This is a genomic window from Bifidobacterium sp. W8103 (genome assembly GCF_016100775.1).
Lineage (GTDB): Bacteria > Actinomycetota > Actinomycetes > Actinomycetales > Bifidobacteriaceae > Bombiscardovia > Bombiscardovia choladohabitans.
Genome location: NZ_JACFRV010000002.1, coordinates 1 through 16,513 on the forward strand (window position 1 = coordinate 1; position 16,513 = coordinate 16,513).

The 16,513-nt window shown below is 52.6% G+C and carries 11 protein-coding genes; 7 read left to right on the top strand and 4 right to left on the bottom strand.

The annotated features are described in order from the left end of the window. Positions 1-2,146: 2,146 nt before the first annotated feature. The gene (locus H3U90_RS06790; RefSeq protein ID WP_198177645.1) at positions 2,147-2,350 is read left to right on the top strand and encodes a hypothetical protein; all 204 of its coding nucleotides are present in this window, start codon (positions 2,147-2,149) and stop codon (positions 2,348-2,350) included. 1,110 nt (positions 2,351-3,460) lie between these two features. Here the strand turns inward: H3U90_RS06790 and H3U90_RS06795 are convergent. After that, on the bottom strand, positions 3,461-4,435 hold the full coding sequence (locus H3U90_RS06795; protein WP_198177646.1) for a helix-turn-helix domain-containing protein: 975 nt from the start codon (positions 4,433-4,435) through the stop codon (positions 3,461-3,463). Positions 4,436-4,611: 176 nt separating this feature from the next. Between H3U90_RS06795 and H3U90_RS06800 the strand changes: the two genes are divergently transcribed. The 6 genes from H3U90_RS06800 to H3U90_RS06825 all read left to right on the top strand — a co-directional run bounded on the left by H3U90_RS06800 (position 4,612) and on the right by H3U90_RS06825 (position 12,502). Then, on the top strand, positions 4,612-6,630 hold the full coding sequence (locus H3U90_RS06800) for an ABC transporter ATP-binding protein (protein ID WP_198177647.1): 2,019 nt from the start codon (positions 4,612-4,614) through the stop codon (positions 6,628-6,630). Continuing rightward, entirely contained in the window at positions 6,631-8,388 is a 1,758-nt protein-coding gene (locus tag H3U90_RS06805) for an ABC transporter ATP-binding protein (RefSeq protein WP_198177648.1), read from the top strand. A 319-nt stretch (positions 8,389-8,707) separates the two neighbouring features. Then, entirely contained in the window at positions 8,708-9,250 is a 543-nt protein-coding gene (locus tag H3U90_RS06810) for a hypothetical protein (protein ID WP_110425392.1), read from the top strand. Further along, complete coding sequence (locus H3U90_RS06815) at positions 9,247-10,470, top strand: ABC transporter permease (protein ID WP_198177649.1); 1,224 nt, start codon at positions 9,247-9,249, stop codon at positions 10,468-10,470. Before H3U90_RS06810 ends, H3U90_RS06815 begins: the two co-directional genes overlap by 4 nt. Then, on the top strand, positions 10,425-11,135 hold the full coding sequence (locus tag H3U90_RS06820) for an ABC transporter ATP-binding protein (RefSeq protein WP_198177650.1): 711 nt from the start codon (positions 10,425-10,427) through the stop codon (positions 11,133-11,135). Before H3U90_RS06815 ends, H3U90_RS06820 begins: the two co-directional genes overlap by 46 nt. A gap of 599 nt (positions 11,136-11,734) precedes the next feature. Beyond that, entirely contained in the window at positions 11,735-12,502 is a 768-nt protein-coding gene (locus H3U90_RS06825) for a TIGR00730 family Rossman fold protein (RefSeq protein WP_198177651.1), read from the top strand. An 18-nt stretch (positions 12,503-12,520) separates the two neighbouring features. Here H3U90_RS06825 and H3U90_RS06830 read toward each other — a convergent pair whose 3' ends face one another. The 3 genes from H3U90_RS06830 to H3U90_RS06840 all read right to left on the bottom strand — a co-directional run bounded on the left by H3U90_RS06830 (position 12,521) and on the right by H3U90_RS06840 (position 16,456). Beyond that, positions 12,521-13,198 (bottom strand): O-methyltransferase, encoded by a 678-nt coding sequence (locus tag H3U90_RS06830; RefSeq protein ID WP_198177652.1) that lies wholly within the window; start codon positions 13,196-13,198, stop codon positions 12,521-12,523. Positions 13,199-13,273: 75 nt separating this feature from the next. Beyond that, positions 13,274-14,542: a succinate dehydrogenase/fumarate reductase iron-sulfur subunit gene (locus H3U90_RS08495; RefSeq protein WP_415873746.1), complete on the bottom strand. Its 1,269-nt coding sequence runs from the start codon at positions 14,540-14,542 to the stop codon at positions 13,274-13,276. Positions 14,543-14,554: 12 nt separating this feature from the next. Further along, complete coding sequence (locus tag H3U90_RS06840) at positions 14,555-16,456, bottom strand: FAD-dependent oxidoreductase (protein ID WP_198177654.1); 1,902 nt, start codon at positions 16,454-16,456, stop codon at positions 14,555-14,557. Positions 16,457-16,513: the final 57 nt, after the last annotated feature.

Below are 16,513 nucleotides of genomic sequence, written 5' to 3' on the forward strand. Positions count from 1 at the left end.
AAAATTCCCTAAATTTTAAGGGGGTATTGCACAGTCGCGTTTGGTTGGTTTTCAAAAATTATTTTTTTTTTTTTTTTTTTTTTTTTTGGGGTTTTTTTTGTTTTTTTTAATTTTCCCCCCCCCCCCCCCCCCCCCTGTGGTTTGGGAAGAATAAGGATGTAATTTTGTTGTAAGATAGACTAATCTTTGATGTGAGGGCATCTTCTTCGCGTTGGCTTTGAGGCTACCTTTTATGCCGCAAATGGTACTACTCGAACTTTTTAATATCTACACCAGTAGTTTATATAAGTTAAAAAACAGCTAAATTTATAACTTAGTAAATAATTAAGTCCAAAACTATAGAGGTAGCCGAAGAAACAGCTAAATTAGTGGCTAAACTGAACCTGTAGCTGAATGGGCATTGCAATTGGCGGCCGAAAAGCAAGTAAAAATGATTCGCAAGGCATTTGAGAGGTAACTGTGAAGGCACCTAAGGCACATAAGTATGTGTTTAAGCAGGCAACTCTGCGAGTAACTAGTATAGAGGCCAATCGTGATCTGGTCGAGACCACTTTCTTACATGACCTTCGCAATGAGGTTGATGCGTTCAACTCGTTTCACATAACGTCTGGTGTTCAGTGTGCTGGCTTAGCATATTGTTATATATAGCTATGTGTTGCTTGTGGACAAGTGAGCAGGATCAGATAGTAGTTGAGTTTTTCTGATGAAATTGGTTCTAATATTCTAATCTTAGAAATTGGCATGCTTTCTAGCAGAGGTGCGCGAGCGATGGATAACATTCAAGGTTTCAGCGTAGCGCCGCATCTGCTCATAGGATGAGTTCGCTTAAGGTTGTCCATGAGCCCTAAATCGTTATCTGCCATTTCCGTCCTTGTTCTCATTCGCCGTTTTTAGATTGGTGCAATTTCTTGGCACCTTATTGCTAATTTGATTTTCTTTGCTACTAAAGCACCTTTTCTTACTTGGGTAGCCGATGAGGGCCCGCCGTTAATGGTGATAAGTGTTGCATGGGAGGATTGCCGCGCTCCTGAACCATATATGTCCATTTCTGTGACCACACACAGACCTGATAGAATAGAGAGGTGCCCACAATACGGACTTGTGGCGCAAGTGCTTCCGCAAAGATCACGACCTCTCGGCGCGCAGCAGACATGCTCAGATGCCCTGGTCGACGAAGTTAATGGTTATTCCAGAGAACCTCAGGCTATATGAGATTTTGCCTACAAATTCACAAATTGTTCACCAACTACGATCAATACGAGATTTGGCATACAAGTTAAGCCCAGAAAATATCATAGGATCCGCAATAAGCCATACTTATTTACATGCTGTTGGCTCGGTAATCCAAAACAATTCTTAAAGAATGTTGTTTCGTAAGACGTAACAAAGAAAACCATATCCATAGAAAATGGGGTGTTATCACACTCAGCAAATTGGATGCGTATTTCTTGTTTGTGGCCGCCGCGAACTGCGCTTGCTTGCATTTCGGGAATATCATAACTAATTTAGGGATTCAATGATACAGAGCATTTAAAGACTGGTTTTCATCAGTTGATTACGGTGGTGTATCGAGGGCGTGTAAACCGAGTGTTGCATTACAATGTTCTTTTAGTGAGCTGAAAAATTTGGTCGTCCGCTCCTATGTGCTATTGGATTAAGAATATAATATATTTGGAGCAATTTATACTTGACTATGCAATAGCATAGCTGCATAAAAGATGATGAGTATTCAAAAAATGATTAAATTACTCTAGCTTTCTATCAGATGAGGACTGATTAAGTGTAAATATTGAAATTTCGAATTAGGTATTACAAGCTTTCTGTTTGGGGTTCTCAGAGACATATATAATTCCAATGCTGCATGCAAATATTCATGTTGGATACTCACCAAAATAGACTGCCGCGTCAGTGCTTAAGTAGAAGATCGTTTTAATGAAGAAAATAGGCAAACTCAAATTCCGTAGCAAAAGAATAGGGCTTTAAAAGTATGTCGAGAATGATTTTGACGGGAAGTAATGAGATAGTCAATACTTTACCTGAAAGCCCTTTTGTGAATATATTGTAATTATCATCAATTAATGATAAAAAAAGTTATATATTCCGATGATAATAACTTGTGCTTAATGATAGATAGAAAGAGGTAAAGATGAAAGATAAGTCTAAGAGCTCAGGCGAAGACGGTAATTCATATGACAACGACTGGTCTCGGCAATTGCATGAAGCAAAGACAAATATGGAGGAAATGACCAGGTTAAATTACAAAGTGATTGAATATCTTGAGAAAGAATTGAGCATGCTTAGAAAAGTAAATGATGAATTTGCGAGACTCGGACAAAAACACAAGAGTTAAAAATAATGCACAACACTTTCCTGCCACGAGAATTTCAGTTGAGGTTAGAATAAAGTAACAGAATTAACGCAAAAACTTAATAAAATAGCTTGAAGTTTAATTCCCATCAAGTTATCTGCATAGAAAGTATAAGGACTGTCCACTGCCAAAGATTTGTTAGATATAAAGGCGCCTGATTGACAGTGTGGAGAAGCCCTCACTATGTTTGTGATACGTGTTGAAGTAATTAAAGATGATTGAAATAACACCGTATCTGTCAAATTAGGTTTATAGGTGTAAATGTAAATAATAAACACTTTTCATCAAATAGTGTTTCTCGTTAAATTTTGTATATACCGGCATTCGGAATGATTGGCAAATAGAGTTATTGCTTGCTCGTTGGCTAAAACGCTGCTCGCATTGTTGGAACTGTAACGTTTCTATCGAAATATTCAGCAATGCTATTGCATAGTAATGCTATTACATATATTGATAGTCTAAAATACTCATTTTCATGTGATTGAACGATAGATATATTGAGTTTTAATACGAGTTTTCTATATTGGCCTATGAGGTTTTTGCATAATATATATGTTCAAAAAAACTATAAAGTATAGTAAGAAATTAGGACAAAATCCGCTCTGATTTCCAGTAAGTCACTGTATGTATGAAGACATGTCCTGTTGATGATTCCAGCCAGAGTTAGGTTTTGTGCCTTCCTGTAACGGCAATTTTATGCATTATTGGTCTAAAGTATTTTGGCATGCTTTAAATGTACCTGCCAGAGCTATCTATTTTTAGCTCATATCTCAAGCTAAATATAAATCGCGTTCACTTAATCTATTGATAAGTCAGAGCTGCCGAATCGTTATATTACTCTATCTTCCCTGTGATCTTGTTAATCTTTTTTCACATGGAGATACTAAAGTTATTCAGTCAAGCCTGAGGGACTTTCCTGGTTGACATAAGGAGCCCGCTCCTTCCTGTCATGTCTAATATTAAAGTCGGGAGCTAAGGGGGCCAATTACCTGTATGGGCTCATGTGTCGAAACGTGCAAAGATTATCAGGCCACAGGTTTCGTGAGCATCTGCAAGGCTCTCGATACTGCGGATGTATCGGTTGCAGCGAGCCTAATCGGCGCGGTTACACTGCTCGCGCCAAGTGATTGGAGCGATCCCGGTTTCTTTGGTGAAAGCCGCGCTGAATGAACTGGGACGCACGTATCCGAGCCGCCTGCCAATCCGGGCAATGTCTTCCGTGGTTGACGAGAGAAGGAGGCGGGCCTGGTCCATTCTTTGCTCTCTAATGTACCTGGCCAGACTTGTGCCGGTCTCACGCTTGAATGCCAGGCATAGACGTGTGCGTCCCACATACAGGGATTGGGCTATCCGATCAATGGAGAGGTCGCCGCCCAAGTGGGATCGGATGTGGGCTTTGACCTGCTGGACCAGGTCGCGGTCGTGTGATGATTCGTGGCTCTGTTCAGGGGCAGAGGAAGCCTGGGCCAACATTGCCATGAGGAGGTCGATGTGTGCTTTGATGAGGAACTCCGTCTGGCCCGGCCTTCCGGGGGACAACTTTGACATGGCGGTTAAAGCGGCCAGGGCAATATCGGATGGCCAGGGTTGGCGGAAGGCGTCAAAGAGTCCCTTGACCTGGCCAGGCCATTGGTTTTCCAACTCCATGAAATAGTCGGGCAGGATGCAGATGCTCCGAGTTCGCGAGCGGGAGCCTGCCGGTATGCGGTTGGCGACCGATCCTGCCTGCTGGACCAGGGAGACCATATTGCCCTCCTGCTTTGTACATGGCTGCAACCCATAAGGAGCGGGGTTGGCTGCCGGGCTTTCATCCAGGGTCAGGCAGGCGTAGTCGGTCATGGCGTACTCGCTGAAATCCATCTCGCGCAGGAAGGTGATGTCGTGCCATATGACCAGGCAATGAGGACCTGCCGGATTGGCTTGGAATCTTCCCTGGCAGATATCGCCATCGACCTGCCCTTCCAGTCTTCCCGATCGGTGATGGAGTTCCATGCCGAGTTGCTCCACCTGGGGGCGATACAGGGTCTGTATCTCGCGGGATTCGAAGCGTATCGCGTGGTCTGTCATGGCTCACCTGCTTTCATCCTGCCGGCTTTCACAGCAATCTCGGCGGACTTTCGTTTTCGTTCGCACCTTTTACGGATTCATTCGGCGCTCTGTGACGGTCTTCCGGGCATTGACTTCTCAGATTACGTTCGATGGCAGCGAACGACAAGAGTTTTGAATGAACCTGGAGGAAAGAGATGACCACAGATCAGGCGGATTCGAGAAGCAAACCGGATCCTGCAGAAGGTAAAGCACAGGGCGGGGGAGGTGCGCCTAATCGTGAGAGGTCGCATGGGCGTAGTTCCCTCAGGCGGCTGCTTGATTTCGCCGGCCCTCGTAAGGTGTTCTCCTATCTCGGCTGTGGTCTGTCCGCCCTCTCCACGATTGCTGGCCTTGGACCCTACATCTGCATATGGCTGGCGGTAAAAGACCTCATCGCCGTTGCTCCGGGGTGGTCTCAGGCTACGGAAATCGCCATTTATGGATGGCTGGGATTCGGGTTTGCGGCGGCTTCCGTCGTTCTGTACTGTGCAGGGCTGCTGATGACGCATCTGGCGGCTTTCCGGAGCGCATCCAACATGCGCAAAGCGGCCATAGGCCACCTGCTGAGCCTTCCCTTGGGGTATTTCGACCTCCATGCCTCCGGCGAGCTGCGTCGCACCATTGATGGCTCGGCGGGCGATACCGAGAATCTGCTCGCCCATATCCTCCCCGACGCGGCTGGATCCTTCGCCATGATTCTAGGCATGCCGATACTGATGCTGGTCTTCGACTGGCGTATGGGCCTGGCCTGCCTTTTTCCCATTCTGATAGCCCTGGTCTGTATCCGCGTGATGATGAACGATCAGGGACAGTCCTTTATGACGGAATACCAGGATGCGCTGGTGCGGATGTCGAAGACCGGGACAGAATATGTCCGTGATATTCCGGTCGTCAAGGTCTTCCAACAGACGGTGTACTCCTTCAAGGCGTTCCATGAGGCCATCGAGCATTACAGCCGAATAGCCAGGAACTATGCTATGCAAATCTGCCACCTGCCCCAGACCATTCAGATGACGGCCCTGAACGGGACCGTGATCTTCCTGATTCCTGTGGCCATCCTGCTGGCTTCGGGGCAGAGTGACTTCACCTCTTTTGTGGCCGATTTCGCCTTCTACGCCGTCTTCTCGGGCATGGTCCCCACGGCCATGATCCGTCTGCAGTTCTCCAGTGAGTCCTTCAGCAAGGCCGACGATGCCTTAAACAGAATTACCGGCGTGCTCAGTATTGATCCCCTGACGGTAGCTGACGAACCGGAACGCCCGAAGTCGGCAGATGCTTCCCTGGAACATGCGTCATATACCTATCCAGGTGCTGATCTCCCGGCATTGGATCGGATTGACTTCAAGGTGCCGGAGGGTGGAATGGTCGCTCTGGTCGGTCCCTCGGGAGGCGGCAAATCGACCTGTGCCAGTCTGTTGCCACGTTTTTGGGATGTGGATTCGGGTAGGGTCGCTGTGGGTGGCATTGATGTCAGATCCATCGATCCACATGATCTGATGGGGCAGGTCGCCTTTGTCTTCCAGACCAACAGGCTCTTTTCGACCACCCTGCTGGAGAACGTTCGCGCAGCCAGACCGGACGCCGCTCCTGAGCAGGTTATGGAGGCATTGAGAGCGGCTCAGTGCATGGACATCGTTGACAAGCTTCCCGAGGGGCTGGATACCATGCTCGGCTCAGGTGGAACCTACCTTTCCGGGGGAGAGGTCCAGCGTGTGGCCCTGGCCAGGGCAATCCTCAAGGAGTCTCCCATTGTGGTCCTGGATGAGGCGACTGCTTTTGCCGATCCCGAGAATGAATTCTTGATACAGAAGGCGCTGACCAAATTGACACGCGGCGAAGGGGGCCGACGGCGAACCGTTCTCATGATCGCCCACCGTCTATCGACTGTGGCTCATGTCGATCGAATCCTGGTATTGGACGGGGGCCACCTGGTAGAGCAGGGCACTCATCGCCAGCTTCTTGACGTACAGGGTACCTATGCCCGTATCTGGTCTGATTACGAACGGGCGGTCTCCTGGAAGGTCGACAATTCTTCAAAGGCTGTCGGCAAAGCGGATCAAGACCCAGCAGGCTCCACTGCGGGCGAGGAGCACGCCGCTTCCGGTGCCGGACCGTTAGCTGCGGACTCGTCTACCGGTGATTCCGACATCCAGAGGAAAGGAGGTGAGGCATAAGTGTTCGCCTCATTCAAGAAGAAGTACGCCCTGTCCGACCGAGGCATGAAGATCGTGGTTTTGGGAACGCTGTGGACCACACTGACCAATCTGATCATCATGGCGGGAACAACCTCCCTCCTGCTGGTCATGAACGCTTTTGTTGAGCACCTGACGGCAGGGGCGTCTTTACCGAAGGTCCTGCCCTATCTGGTTGGTCTCCTGGTCTTTGTGCTTATTCTCTTCGGCACCTCCTGGTTTCAGTACAGTTATTCCTACGGTGCGGTCTTCAGCCAGACCGGAACCCAGCGGATCGACCTGGCCGAGAGACTCCGCAAACTGCCGCTCTCATTTTTCGGGCGGCGTGACCTGGCTGATCTGACCGATACAATTCTGGGTGACGTGGCCACCATGGAACATGCCTACGCCCATGCGCTGAGCCAGCTCTATGGCGCAGTCGTTTCATCCGTCCTGATATTCCTGTCGCTTCTGCCCATCAATTGGGCACTTGATCTGGCTGCATTCTGGAGCGTACCGGTGGCTTTCACTATCATCTTTGCCACTCGACGATTCGTTGAAGCTTCGTCACGGCGTACGAGGCAGGCCCAGATTCGGGTCAGTGACGGCATTCAGGAGGCGCTTGACTGCGTTCGGGAGATTCACGCCACCAACCAGGAAGAGAGGTATCTGGAGAGGCTCTCCTCGACCATCGATGACACCGAAGCCACTACGGTCCGAACCGAGATGACCAATGGCCTTATATTGAACTCCGCCATGGTGGTTTTGAGGTTGGGTGTGGCAACGACCTTCCTGGTGGCTGCCGGATTGATCATCCAGGGCAGGATCGACTTCATGGTCATGTTCCTCTTCCTCCTGATGGTCTCACGGATTTACTCGCCCTTTGATCAGGCGCTGATGCTGGTTTCGGAACTCTTCCAATCCCAGGGCTCGGCCCGGCGGATTCGCTCCATCAATGAGGAACCTGTAGCCGAGGGGAGTACGGAATTTCATCCCGATGGGCACGATATCGTCTTCGACCACGTTGCCTTCTCCTATCCCGGCCTTGCTGGTAAGGCGGCAGGTGAGCCGGTTCTTGAAGATGTTGGTTTCACTGCCAAGGAGGGGGAGATTACGGCCCTGGTGGGCCCCTCGGGGTCCGGGAAATCGACCTGCGCTCGATTGGCGGCTCGCTTCTGGGATGCCGCAACAGGTTCCATCACCGTGGGAGGGGTTGATGTGAGCCAAGTGGATCCGGAGGTTCTCCTGCGGGACTATGCCGTGGTCTTCCAGGACGTGATGCTCTTTGACGACACGGTCATGGGCAATATTCGGATGGGGCGGTGCGGTGCCAGTGACGAGGAGGTGTTGGCTGCGGCCAGGGCCGCCAACTGCGACCAGTTTGTATCGCGCCTGCCACAGGGGTACCAGACGATGATTGGTGAAAATGGCTCCAGACTTTCCGGAGGTGAACGGCAGCGAATCTCCATTGCCAGAGCCATTCTCAAGGACGCCCCGATCGTTTTGCTAGACGAGGCCACCGCCTCACTGGATGTGGAGAACGAGACGCAGGTGCAGGAAGCCCTGTCACAACTGCTGGTGGGGAAGACCGTCATGGTCATCGCCCACCGGATGCGCACTGTCGAGCAGGCTGACAAGATTGTGGTTCTGGGCCATGGGCGCGTGGTCGAGCAAGGTTCCCCGCAGGAGCTCATGGCCGCAGATGGTGAATTTGCGCGGATGGTTCGTTTGCAGGCAGAGAGCGCAGACTGGTCCTTGTAGAGAGGGCTTGGACCGACTCTTGGTATCGCCAAACGGCAGAGAAGGGCAGCACTAAATCATAGGCAGTCAGAATATTTCCGAACAAACTGAGGAACGAGTGGCTGAATTCGAGATTTAATTCCAAAATTGATTGTTCCTAAGACTGTTCCGAGTAAGCTTGAACTGTTTGCATTTATATTGCTGACTTTTATCAACGCGTAGTATAAAGTTTTAATTTATAAGTTTTAGTGTAAACTTACATGCTTCACAAGGAGGTGGCTTTACAGAGAGAATTGGATTTGATTGAGCCTCTTCTGCCGCTCGAAACAAGTCATGAAATTTGATCAGTATCATCAAAGGTAAGTATCACTGGATAATCAAGCAGCTCGGACATGTCGAAATTAGCCTGGTGGCGTCTGCGAAAGGTGGCACGGTGAGACGCTTTATGGATAGATCGATACTGAGGCTCAACAATCGCCTGGAGTTGGTCTTTCTGTATTTGGGCTGCTTTCTATTGGCTGGGTTTTTCGTGTATTTGAAACACCAGGCGGATGATTCGGAAGTGTTGATGAGTTACATCAAATTCATGATCGAAAAACGGCGCGCTTTCGTGCTGGGGTTTTCTGCGTTTGTGTTGGTGTTTCTTTATCAATTGGTGACAAAAGCCAGAACTGAGGTCAGATGCCGGGTACTGGTGGGAGATACGTTGAGGCAGATAAAACTCCGGTATCTTGTCGAATGCCTGATATTGCTCGGCATTTCTTTCTTGCTTTCGACTGTGGTCCATCTGCTGTTGGGTTTCGAGATAGTTGATAGCTTCTATGTGCTCTTGGCCCTGGCCGCATACGTACTGTTGAGCGCTGCGTTCTTGGGGGCAAGATGAAGGTTTTCCGCTTCTTTCTGACTCGTGTATTTCTCAGGAAACCAATCTTTGCCATAGGTGCGCTGGTCTTGTTCTTGATGGCCAACTACATGGCATTCCTGACAGCTCATAGTGTTTTGTCCACGCGTGAGGGATACCAGCAAATGGCGCATTTTGACAAGGAGGGAACATTCGTAGCGAACCTGGATCCGAATTCAGATTTTGGTAACAAGGACATCTCAAAAGCATCGATTCAGAAAGTCTACGATCGTCTGGACAGCCGATATCACTACGCGCTCTATACGGACGGAATGATGACCAATCTGGCTAATGGTTGCGGGGTTAAGGTTCCAGTGAGTTATATGAATCAGCGATATAACGACCTGGATGGGTTTCCCATTGCTCAAGGAAGCGGGTTGACGTTTGATTACAGCCTGGTGCGGAACGATGCCATTCCCGTGTTGGTGGGCGAGGGACTGGCCGACGACTATCCGCTTGGCACGCAATTCAAGATGCATGACCCTGCCCTGCTGCGAGAAGTAAGGGTGAAGGTCGTCGGTGTCATCGCCGAGAACTCGGTGCGTTCAAACTTCTACGCGCTTAATTCGAAGAAGTACTATAACTTTTCAGTAGTTGTGCCCGTCACCACGGCTTTCATCAAACAGGCTGATGTCAGTTTTAATATCAACGCGCTCAACGATCTCGTTCTATCTGATACCGATCGTGCGGACGTGTCCGAATTGGGCGATTACATCGACAAGACGATTGGGGTCAAGTTCAACCTTTACAGTTATCAGGACAACATAGACTATTACAACGAATATTTGTTCTCTTCTTTGCGTTTTCTGACCGTGGCTTCCGGTGTACTGCTTATTCTCATCGTTTTGCTGTCTGTCTGGAGTGCACTGATCAGTGTGCGGGTAATGATGCGTGATTTCACGATCAACCTCATGGTGGGGCTGAGCTATGGCAGGCTTCGTCGGCTTTTCTACGCATATTATGCGGGCCTTTCCTTAATTGCATTGCTTGCCGTTTTCGCTATGGCAGCTTATTCGCGGCATAGCTACTGGCGAAAGAAGGATGCATTCTTAATGACCTATGGCTTGTGGGGAATGATCAGGATGGACTGGCTGGCCTTACTTGTCGCGTCGCTGTTCGATTTTCTTCTGGTTGCTATGCTCGCTCAATTGATCACTTGGAGGCTCAGGCGTGTTCCTATCTCATTGGGGGTGCTGCAATAATGGACAAGGTCATCGATCTCAACCTGGATCATAAAACATACAGGAAGGGCTCATCTTCAGTCACTCTTCTTGAACATTTCTCGCTGACAGTCACCGAGGGCGAGAAGGTCGCAATCGTTGGAGAGTCTGGCGTTGGCAAGAGCACATTGCTGAACATCCTCGGTCTGCTCGATACGCGCTATGAAGGCTCTTACAGGCTGCTGGGCAGATCCGCGCGCACGCTTTCCGACCTCGAATCGGCCGCATGGAGGAATGAGAAAATCGGATTCGTCCTGCAGGAATCAGCACTTATCAGCTCCTTGAGCATAGAGGACAACATCAAGCTGCCCCTGCTTTACGCGCGGAAACCGCGCAAGGGGGATTCTCGAAGGTTCAACCAGGTGGTGGACTCTTTAGGTATCGGGTCGATACTGAGCAAAAAACCGCTTGAATGCTCCGGAGGGGAAAAATCAAGAGCAGTCTTCGCACGAGCCGTCATTATGAACCCCGAGGTTGTTCTTGCGGATGAGCCCACTGCCTCACTCGATTCAGAGAACCGGTCGAGGATCATCGCCCTGCTCTTTGCCCTGAACCACGATTCAGGATCCACAATCGTCACCGTTACCCATGATGCCTCACTGGCTGACCAACATGATCGAATCATCAAACTTCAACGAAAGGCCTAGAATATGGGTTTCCGGATTATGGTATTCGAGGCTTTTCTCGGGCTGGTGCTTCTAATTCTGGGAGTCGTTCGGGCAAGAATGACAAGCGCTGGTTTGCGCTGTGCATATTGGGCGTAGCATGCCTGGCATTCGCCGTTTGGCTTGCCATATGAGCACCTGGTGAAACAATAAGACTCACATTTGGCGACCGTACAGATCCTTGTCATAGTAGGCGCATCAGCATTGCCCAATCTGCTTTCGTTCAGGGATGTTGGTCTAGTTTTTGTCCTGTTCTTATTGGGCCTGGTCATGTTCCTTTATTAAGCATGTATAACAGTTGAACTGTCAAAGTGAGTCGTAAGTTATCTATGCCGCCAGCCATAAGACGGTTAGAGGGCCGAACTAGGTTTTTCTCTTAGTTATTTGTCCATGTCTGAGACTGCAACACCATACTCCGTTGATCTGATTCGAGTCGTCCACGCTACACTCATCGCTTGGGGCGATTTCTTCAGATATGAATCTGGCCTTGCCATCAGCCAGGCGGCGGGGGCCGCTATCATGAGAGCCGGAACAGGATCGAGCGGGTCCTTCTGATCGGGGCCCGATGAAGGAATGCGTACATGGCGGATATAGTTGACAATCACAATGACGACGAAGGCCCGGACCTGGGCCGGACCTACCACAGCGGTCCGGTCATCATGCGCGGGCCCATGATTCCCGAGGCGGATGCCAATGCTGGGTTGCTCTCGTCGGGCGGTGACACGGACTGGCTGCATATGGATCCCTGGCGGGTGCTGCGCATCCAGGCCGAGTTCGTCGACGGGTTCGGTGCGCTGGCGGAGCTGGGTCCGGCGGCAGCGATCTTTGGATCAGCCCGGACCGGCAGGGATGATCCCACCTATTCTGCTGCTCGCAAGATGGGCGGCGACTTGGCCAAGGCCGGTATGGCAGTCATCACCGGGGGAGGGCCTGGCATCATGGAGGCGGCCAACAAGGGCGCCGCTGAGGTCGGTGGCAAGTCCGTCGGCCTGGGCATCGAATTGCCCATGGAGCAGGGACTGAACCGCTGGGTGAATCTGGGCATCACCTTCCGCTACTTCTTCGTGCGCAAGATGATGTTCATGAAATACTCCTCGGGCATCATCGTCTGCCCTGGTGGGTTCGGCACCCTGGATGAGATGTTCGAGGTGCTGACCCTGGTCCAAACCCATAAGGCGCCCAGCATGCCCATCGTCCTCTTCGACAGGGCCTACTGGCAGGGGCTCTTCGATTGGATCTCAGACACGGTGAGGCAGCGGGGCATGATCTCTGATCTGGACCCCGATCTGGTCATCCGCACTGATGATCCTGATGAGGCTGTCCAGGCTATCCTGCGTCACCGTGCCTGAAAATTAGGCGAGCGGCAGTCAGCGGGCGCGGGTGGCCATGATCATGCCCGTGCCGATGGGCAGCAGGCAGGATTCCCAGGCATTGTCTTTGCTTATGTCTTCCATGATGGTGCGTAAGGTGGTCGTTTTCTCGGATCTATTGGCCGGGTTGAGCACGCCGCCCTTGTCAGGCTCGTCCAGCAGATCGAAGGCATCGGTAAAGATCAGCTGTCCCCTGTCCTTGAGCAGGCGTGGAGCCTGGTCCATGACCTGTTGGTAGTTTTCCCCATTGCCCGAGACGACGATAAGGTCGTAGTCGCTGGGGTTGAGCCTGGGGAAGTAGGTTCTGGCAGCGGCATTGACCGCCCGCAGCCTCATGCCTGGGTGGGCTTTTTCCATACCAGCGAATATTTTTTTGACCAGAGAGGTGCCTTGGGCTGTGGAGTCAACGGCGGTGAACTGGCCATGGCCGTGTAGGCCCGTCATCAGGCGCAGAGCTTCAACCACGGAGCCGTTGCCGACCAGGATGATGGATGCCGGAGCGTTTCGGCCTGCCAAAAACTGCAGAAAGGCGCCTTGAGACCGGGAACACTGGGCGAATCCGGCCTCCGAAGCCTTGTCTCGCAAGGCCTGCAACTTGTCGGATTCGACGTTCAGAGCGCTTGCCTCGGCGAATTCCCATCCTCTGGCGATGTTGTTGTACGAGGTTTTGTCCATGCTAACCATGGTAACGACCAGAGGGCACAAGCCTGTCGTCAGCTCCTAGTGCCCTGTGTGTGCGCAGGAGTCTGACTACTCCTTGACGGCTTCGACAAGCTTCCACATCTCTTCACCCACGTCGATGCCTCTGGGGCAGGGTCGGGTGCAGGCCCGTATGGACTGGCATGCCTGGATCCCGTCCACCTGGTCAATGGTCTCAAGACGTTCCTGACGATGGCCGTCGCGGGAATCGTTGATGAATCGAGCCGCTGCGATCATGGCCGCCGGACCGGCAAAGGCCTCACCGCCCGCATAAATAGGACAGGCGCCCTGGCAGAGCCCGCAGGCGATACAGGTGCTGAGCAGTTCATACCGGGCCAGCTCTTCCGGCGTTTGCTTGTATTCTGACACTGGTTCTGTGCTGGCTGCTTTCGTCCGGTTCGCTTGGCCGCTATCGGCAGAGGAGTCATCATGGAGCAGATAAGGCTTGAAGCGCCGAATCTGCTCGAACATGGCATTGGTGTCCACTATCAGGTCCCTGAGCGGGGTGAAGCCGGGAAGCGGGCGAATCTCTATTATGAAAGATTCTGCATGACCCGATGTTTCTGGGGGATGTGGGGTGTCTGCTGTAAGGCGTCTAGCTTCTGTAGGGTCTGCAGGCACTGGGGTTCCTGCAAGATCTGTGGCCGTAGAGTCTGAGACCGAATCCGAATGCGGTGTCGGTTGGGGCACGGTCGTTGCTGTGGCCGCCGCACCGGTACGACGGAAAGCTGGAGGCTGTTGGACCTGTGGATTTCCAGCAGCTACACCGGGTGAGGCAAATGCGTTTGGTATGGATTTGGACGCAGACAGGTAGTCGGCGATGGTGGCTGTGCAGAGCAGATCCGGACGGCCGTTGATGAGCACGGCATCCGATCCGCACATGCCATGTCCACAGGAGTACCGGAAGTTCAGTGTCGGATCCACCCTCCGCTTGATCTGCAGAAGGGCATCCAGAACAGTGCACTGTGGAGCAATCCGGATTGTGTACTCCTGCGTCCAACGGCGACCTCGAGCCCGTCGGTTGCCTGTCGTGGCGAAAGGATTGCTTTTGGAGAATGGGTTGGTTCGTGCCGACCGCTCTGATTGAGGTCGTGGGGTAAACCGGGCTATTCTAAAGGTCACTGGACGAGGATCGCGGTCCGGTGAGGAATCCTTGGATCCTTCTGATTCCGTGGACTGTGATGTCACGGTTGCTCCTGTCCTTGTTCGTGAAACGGTCCGATGCCCACTGATATGCGCGAATTCCATCCTAATCCCTGACTGACCTGGGAAGGTGCTGAACAGGTGCCTGACTGAACAGATTGGGCCCAGATTCCCCATAATCAGGGTCCATCAGTAGTTGCGACCCTTGGGAGGCATGTCGACGATATGAACGGGCTGCCAGGAGACGTTTTCCTCGGCATCGATCATGGTGTGAGCCAGGTAGTGTTCGTCATCGCGCTGCGGATAATCACTCCGGTACAGGGCACCGCGGGACTCCCGACGCTGCAGGCTGGCGTTCAGGACGGCCCGGGCCAGGGTCAGCAGGTTGTCCACCTCCATGATGGCGGTCACCTCCTGGTTGAGCACTGCTGTGTCACTGTGCGCATGCAGCTGTCTGGCATCGGCATCCAGTTGATTTAATCCTTGCAAACCCTTTTCAATGCTGCTTTGATCGCATCGGACGGCAACGGCCTCCTCCATCAGCCGTCCCAGTCGACTCATCAGCGCATAAGGGTTGTTCAGGTCGGCATCGACACCGGTGTTGGCTTCTTCGTTTTGGTTGTCGGCCAATGCTGGTTCCGTGGGCTCGGCCTTGCTTGCGCCAGCCAGCAACACGTCCATGAAGGCCTGACGCCTTTGCAGGGCTGGTGCGAGCGGAGACGTGTCGGTCATGTCGTTTGGCTCGTCGGCATTGGACATGGCGGCGGCGATGGTCTGCCCAGTCCGGGTGCCAAAGAGGCAGGCGTCCAGCAGGGAATTGCCGCCCAGCCGGTTGGCCCCGTGAACGCTGACACAGGAGCATTCCCCGGCGGCGAACAGTCCGTTGACGATTCGACGGTGGCCATTCTGCCAGCGGTAGACGCGACCACGATCGGTAATGGGAATGCCTCCCATGGTGTAGTGGGCGGTGGGTTTGACCGGAACCATGTCCACAGAGGGATCCAGATGTGCGTAGCGATGGATGGTCTCGGTGACCTGGGGGAGCAGGGTGGTCATGCGCTGGCTGTCAATGCCGGTCATATCCAGCCAGACGCAATCATGAGGTCCGTCAGGGTCCGATGGATCGGCCACTCCCCGGCCTGCATCAATCTCGGCCATGATGGAACGGCTGACCACATCCCTGGCGGCCAGGTCGCCGTGTCCCGGCGCGTAGTCCTGCATGAAGGCCCGTCCCTGACTGTTCCTGAGCACGCCGCCTTCTGCGCGGGAGGCTTCTGAAAGCAGGATGCCCGTGTGGCCCAGGCCCGTGGGATGGAATTGGATAAACTCCACATCCTCCAGCTGCAGGCCGGCCTGCAGGGCGAGCGCCATGCCATCGCCGGTCAGATCCCAGGAGTTGGAGGTCGTATGGAAGAGGCGGCCGGCCCCGCCCGTGCACAGGACGATATTGTCGGCTTGGATGGCCTGCAGCTTGCCGACGTGAGTGTCCAAAACGATCAGTCCTCGGGCCTGGCCGCCGGATTCCTCATCAGCGGGCGGATCCACGACCAGATCGGTCACATACCATTCCTCGGCGAACTCGACTCCTTGACGCAGGCACTGCTGCCAAAGGGCGTGCAGGATCTGGTGGCCGATACGGTCGGCTGCATAGGCTGCTCTTCGGACTGGATGGCCGCCATAATCGGCGGTATGGCCGCCGAACTTCCGCTGGGCGATGTGCCCGTCTTCGGTTCTTGAGAAGGCCACCCCGTCATGCTCCAGCTCGATGACGATGCCCGGGGCCTGCTCGGCCAGAATCCGCACGGCATCCTGGTCAGCCAGCCAGTCGCTGCCCTTGATGGTGTCGTAGTAGTGCCAATGCCAGTCGTCCTTCTCCTGGTTGCCCAGACTGGCCGCAATGCCGCCCTCTGCTGAGCCGGTGTGGGATCGCAGGGGCTGCAGCTTGGAGACGACCAGGACCTTTGGTGACGAGCTGTTTTCGCTCTGTTTGCCCTCTAAAGCTCTGTAGAGTCCCAGAGCCGTCGACAACCCGGCGGCTCCGGCTCCGACGATGACGGCATCATAGCGGTTTCTGACCTTCTGCGGATTCATACCATTGATACTGTCACGACCTATTGATAGCGGCGGCTCCTCCAGCCCATGTCTGCT

What these genes read in the sequence shown, in the direction of transcription:
- H3U90_RS06790 (WP_198177645.1), top strand. Translation starts at nt 2,147, where the DNA reads ATGAAAGATAAGTCTAAGAGCTCAGGCGAAGACGGTAATTCATATGAC.
- H3U90_RS06800 (WP_198177647.1), top strand. Translation starts at nt 4,612, where the DNA reads ATGACCACAGATCAGGCGGATTCGAGAAGCAAACCGGATCCTGCAGAA.
- H3U90_RS08495 (WP_415873746.1), bottom strand. Translation starts at nt 14,542, where the DNA reads ATGGGGAATCTGGGCCCAATCTGTTCAGTCAGGCACCTGTTCAGCACC.
- H3U90_RS06795 (WP_198177646.1), bottom strand. Translation starts at nt 4,435, where the DNA reads ATGACAGACCACGCGATACGCTTCGAATCCCGCGAGATACAGACCCTG.
- H3U90_RS06825 (WP_198177651.1), top strand. Translation starts at nt 11,735, where the DNA reads ATGGCGGATATAGTTGACAATCACAATGACGACGAAGGCCCGGACCTG.
- H3U90_RS06840 (WP_198177654.1), bottom strand. Translation starts at nt 16,456, where the DNA reads ATGAATCCGCAGAAGGTCAGAAACCGCTATGATGCCGTCATCGTCGGA.
- H3U90_RS06830 (WP_198177652.1), bottom strand. Translation starts at nt 13,198, where the DNA reads ATGGACAAAACCTCGTACAACAACATCGCCAGAGGATGGGAATTCGCC.
- H3U90_RS06815 (WP_198177649.1), top strand. Translation starts at nt 9,247, where the DNA reads ATGAAGGTTTTCCGCTTCTTTCTGACTCGTGTATTTCTCAGGAAACCA.